Source organism: bacterium (genome assembly GCA_040755795.1).
Lineage (GTDB): Bacteria > UBA9089 > CG2-30-40-21 > CG2-30-40-21 > SBAY01 > JBFLXS01.
Genome location: JBFLXS010000288.1, coordinates 1 through 5,188, shown reverse-complemented (window position 1 = coordinate 5,188; position 5,188 = coordinate 1). Strand labels below are relative to the sequence as shown.

General features: G+C 34.1%; 4 protein-coding genes. All 4 read left to right on the top strand.

Annotated elements, in window-relative coordinates; genetic code table 11:
• Nucleotides 1-126 precede the first annotated feature (126 nt).
• The 4 genes from AB1414_14965 to AB1414_14950 all read left to right on the top strand — a co-directional run bounded on the left by AB1414_14965 (nucleotide 127) and on the right by AB1414_14950 (nucleotide 4,968).
• On the top strand, nucleotides 127-2,394 hold the full coding sequence (locus tag AB1414_14965; protein ID MEW6608723.1) for a CHASE2 domain-containing protein: 2,268 nt from the start codon (nucleotides 127-129) through the stop codon (nucleotides 2,392-2,394).
• Nucleotides 2,395-2,568: 174 nt separating this feature from the next.
• Complete coding sequence (locus AB1414_14960; GenBank protein ID MEW6608722.1) at nucleotides 2,569-2,943, top strand: GxxExxY protein; 375 nt, start codon at nucleotides 2,569-2,571, stop codon at nucleotides 2,941-2,943.
• A gap of 154 nt (nucleotides 2,944-3,097) precedes the next feature.
• Nucleotides 3,098-4,420, top strand: coding sequence for an ATP-binding protein (locus AB1414_14955; GenBank protein MEW6608721.1), 1,323 nt, complete (start codon nucleotides 3,098-3,100; stop codon nucleotides 4,418-4,420).
• Between the two features lie 191 nt (nucleotides 4,421-4,611).
• Nucleotides 4,612-4,968 (top strand): four helix bundle protein, encoded by a 357-nt coding sequence (locus AB1414_14950; protein ID MEW6608720.1) that lies wholly within the window; start codon nucleotides 4,612-4,614, stop codon nucleotides 4,966-4,968.
• The last annotated feature ends 220 nt before the right edge of the window (nucleotides 4,969-5,188 follow it).

Sequence of the window (5,188 nt, the reverse complement as noted above, 5' to 3'; positions counted from 1 at the left end):
CTACACCCATTTCTCCATCAGCCATCTTGTCCCCCTCCTTTTTCAGTATAGATTGAGTAAAAACCCTTCTCTATATAAATCGGCAAAGGGGAACATTATCTTAAGCTATTTTTCGGATAGGCTCTTATTGATGATTATACCTTTAAGAAGGTAAACCAATCCCCATTCCCAAGAAACTTACATGCCCTTCTTATTCATACCTTAATTAAAGATGAATATAAACCTCAACAGATTGGTTTTGATATTCTATTTTCAGAAGAAAGCCCAAATCCAAAATATGATGACTTATTATCAGATTGTACTACATTAGCTAAAAATGTCTATCATTCCTATATCTTTCATTTTTCTACTTCAAAGGATGTAGATGAGGAAGTGGAGCAATTGCTTGAAAGTTCATGTATTGGAGGTAGGATGTATAGTGAAAACCTTCCCGCCTCCCGCTTCCCACCTCCCACCTCCCATATCAAAACTGCGGTTAGTCTTACTTCTTCACTTCCTTGTCTAATTAAAGGTGCAAAAGGTATTGGTCATACCAATGTATTCCACGATACTGATGGAGTGATAAGAAAAATTCCATTAGTTATTAAATATAAGGGTAAACTATATCCAAACTTAGCCATTTTAATGGCTTGCGATTACCTGGGTATATCTAAAGAGCAAATAAAGGTAATACCAGGCAAATATATCCTTTTGGATAAAATCAAGATTCCAATAGACAATAAATGCCAGATGCTATTGAACTTTACAACTTCGGATTTATTAAAAGAATCTTCTTCATTTATAGAGGTTTTACAATCAGCTAAACTGATTGAAGGAGGGGAAAAACCTATAATTTCGCTTAAGGATTATAAAGACAAGGTTGTGCTAATTGGCTCAATTGCTACTGGGCAGGGAGATATATGTACTACACCTGTTTCATCACAATACCCGGGTGTAGGTATATTTGCGACCGCAATTGATAATATTCTTAATCAACAATTCTTAACTCGCTTAAGCAAAGGATTAAATACTATACTTTTGATAATGATAGGATTAATGATAGGATTAGTCCTACCAGGATTAACTGCATTAAAACAAGGATTATTCTCTTTAGGGTTTTTATTTAGTTATTTGTTAGTTTCTATTTATCTATTTAGATTTCATCAACTCTGGATAGAGGAAGTAGCACCTGGCTCGGTTATTCTATTTAGTCATTTAGCTATAAGTTTACAAAGTTATGCCTTTGAAAAGACTCGATTACTGAGTGTGATAAAAGATTTAAGAAGTAGACTTGAGGCGATAATACCAAAGACTACTCCAATAGAGCCTATAAAAATAGACTTTAGGTCTGAAGAAATTCTTATAGGTGATAAATCAATCAAAAAAGATGAACCTCGATTTATATTACTACAACATTTTATTAGGAAACAGATTCTTCATTGGACATCAGGATATGGTATTTTTGATAATTGGAATATTGAGAGCCCCAAAGACCCTGCAGGAGCTTTTAGAATACAAGTAACTAATTTAAATGAACCTTTTAAAAGAAGGATTATTGAATCTACTCGTAAAGGTACACTCGGTAAGGGTTATTACCAATTTAAACTTAAAAAAGAGGATTATGAATGCAATATCTTAGATGCAATACGGGCTACCAAAGAAGCAGAAGAAAATTTAAACAAAGACTTACTAACTCAAGCAGAAACTAAGGCTGAGAAGGTAATAGAACTTGATCCTGAAAATATTGATGGATATTACTTATTATGTAAGATACATGAGAAGATGAATAAAGAGACAATAACTGATTATGAGAATTGTTTTAGACTAATACTTGCTAAGATTAAATCTTATATAAAAACTATTTCTTACCTTGATAACAAAAAATGGAAAGAGAAGTATTGGGAGGTTATTGCCGAAGAAAAAGATAGGTTAAATAAAGAATTAGCGGATTTGGAGAAGAAGAAAGAAGAAATCGAAAAGAGAATAAAAGAGCTTAAGCCTGAGGAGGAAACACCGGAAGAATCTACTTTAATAAAATTACTTAGAGAGATAATAGAATCTAATGATAAGTCCTCTTCATTTGATAAGTTGATTAGTCTCCCATTCTTTAATAAATTAATCGAAGAATGTACTAATATGACAATGAATTTCTCTAAGTCTAAGCTTGATAAAAAGGATGCAGAGGAACCTGTCTTATTCTCTCTTTTTATGTTAATTATTGAAGATGAAGACACTAAAATAGATATTCAATTAGGGGATGAGCCATCATTGCGCCGTAATCTTAAAGATAGGTTAAAAAGGCAAATAGAGCGTCAATTAAAAGAAGAAAAGCCAGAAAGTCTTTCTTTGGATGAGGAGAGGTCAGATAAAGCGGCCATGCGACTGTGGCGTACAAAAGAGGATGAAAACCAGTAACACTGAACTTGTGACTACCAGACTTTGTGCCTCTGTGCCTTTATGGCTCACAGAGGCGACAGCTAACTCTTTGTTGCTGTTAGAGAACGGTGATTCAGACATTAGATAAAACCACAGATAAACACAGATGTACTCAGATATTAAAAAAATTAATCTGTGTGTATCTAACAAAATATGAATAAGGAATTTAAGTATAAAGAGACAACTTATCAAATTCTAAACGCTGCCTTTGAGGTACATAATGCCTTAGGATGTGGATTCCTAGAAAAAGTCTATGAGAACTCACTCATTCACGAACTAAGGTTAAAAAGAATGCATGTAGAATCTCAGAAAGAAATAAAGATCTTCTACAAAGGGAAAGAGGTGGGAGTATATGTAGCTGATCTAATAGTGGAAGAGAAAGTAATAGTAGAGGTAAAAGCGGTAGAAGAAATAAGTAAGATACATAAGGCTCAATTGCTAAATTATTTAAAGGCTTCAGGGTATGAAGTTGGACTAATTCTAAATTTTGCAAAGACCAAGGTAGAATACGAAAGATTGGTAGTATAAATGATGAACACAGATATTATCAGTGTTAATTTGTGTGAATCTGTGGTTCATTATATCTGAATTGCAATTTAGAGAAAATAGTTATTGACAAACTCTATCGGATGATATATAATATTATTATCCGATATATCGGATAATAATAGGAGCTGTCAGCATGGAAAAAGAGCAAATAATAGAGGCTTTACTTCTATGGAATTTCTGGGAGAAAGATATAGATACAGGCATTTGGCGAGAGGAGTATTTAACCCGGATAAAAAGATATTTGGAGACGGATGAAATTGTGACCTTAACAGGGGTGAGGCGCTGTGGTAAAAGTACACTCCTACTCCAGGTAATAGCTCAGTTAATCAAGAATAATGTTCAAAGGTCTAATACGCTTTATGTTAATTTTGAAGATCCAAAGTTCTATAATTTTTTGACTATAGATTTATTAGATAATATCTGGCAGGCATACCAGGATTATTTAAAGCCTTGCGGCAAAGTATATTTAGTCCTGGATGAAATACAAAAGATACCTGGCTGGGAGAGTTGGGTAAGGGCAAAATATGATAGAAAAGAGAATGTAAAAATATTCGTTACTGGCTCCAATGCGGAGCTTTTATCTTCGGAATTTGCCGGTGTATTAACGGGCAGACACTTACAGGTATATGTCAGCCCTTTAAGTTTTACAGAGTTCCTGAAGTTCAAAAATATGGAAATAGAAACTGACCCATTGTGGTTGGTAAAGCAAAAAAACACCTTAAAGAATTTTGCTTTTGAGTATCTGCAATTAGGTGGTTTCCCTAAAATTGTCCTGACCAAAGATGAATTGTTACGCCAGGAATTGTTATCTCAATATTTTACTGATATCATAAATAGAGACATTGTCGTCAGATACAAGGTGAAGGATGTAGATAAGTTGGAGAGTCTGGCTTTATTCTACAGCACAAATTTTACCCGTAAATACAGTTTTAATAAGATAAAACGGGTAATTGATTTTTCAGTGTCTTTAGACTCTATCCACCGTTTTTCTCATTATTTAAAATCTGCCTTCCTGATTGATTTTGTCCCGCGATTCTCTTATTCTTTGAGGAATCAAATGCAAACAGAGCGAAAGGTCTACTTTATAGACAACGGTATGCACAATGCGATAGCCTTTAAGTTTTCTGAAGATAAGGGGAAATTATTAGAGAATGCCGTCTTTAGCCATTTAAAAAGGCAAAACAAAGAGGTGTATTATTTCTGCGAAAAGCAGGAAGTAGATTTTGTCTTAAAGCAAGGATTAGAGATTACAGAATTAATCAATGTTTGTTACAATCTGGAAAATAAGGAAACATTACTTAGAGAAACCTCTGCTTTATTGGAAGCGATGAGGTATTTTAAATTGAAGGAATCCAAAATAATTATTGGTGAAGGAAGAAGCCAGAAAATAACAGAACAGGGATTTAATATTCAAATTATCCCCTTTTATCAATGGGTATTGGAAAAAGGCTTTTAATCTCAATGCAACCATCTACCCCATTAGATGTTCACTATCTAACCTTAGCATGTCCCACATTTTTTACTGGGCAGAGTGAAGAGTGATAATTCACAATTCACAATTGACAATTCACCATTCACCATTTTAAGGAGATTTAGGGAAGAAATTGTGAATGGTGAATGGTGAATGAAAGTTAGGGGGATTCATGAATGGCGAAAGGGGATGATATTCAGGAACGATTGATTAATTTTGCAGTTATGATTATAGAATTATGCTCTGCATTACCAAATACTCATGTTGGGAAACACATTGCGGGGCAATTACTTCGATGTGGTACTTCTCCTGCACCGAATTATGGTGAAGCACGAGGAGCGGAAAGTAAAAATGATTTTGTTCACAAGTTGGGGATTGTTTTGAAAGAATTAAATGAATCTGGAATTTGGTTGGAGATTATAAAACGAAGCAATTTGTTACCCATTAATCAACTATTGAATGTGGTCAAAGAATGTGATGAGCTTTCAAAAATCATCAGTTCCAGCATACGAACGATAGGGAAAAAATTGTGAATGGTGAATGGTGAATTGCGAATTGTGAATGAATGTAACATTGTCCAGTAAAACTTATGGGTAAAGATAAGTATCTAACGGGGTCTACTCTCTACAGGCTGTTGACATAAACTAAAAGATGGAGGGTATGTTTTTTCCCTCCATTTTATGTAAGATCTGAGGGTAAAGAGAAGTAAATTTAAACTTTATGTTGGCGGGGTCAATCCAAAAAAAATTAAAG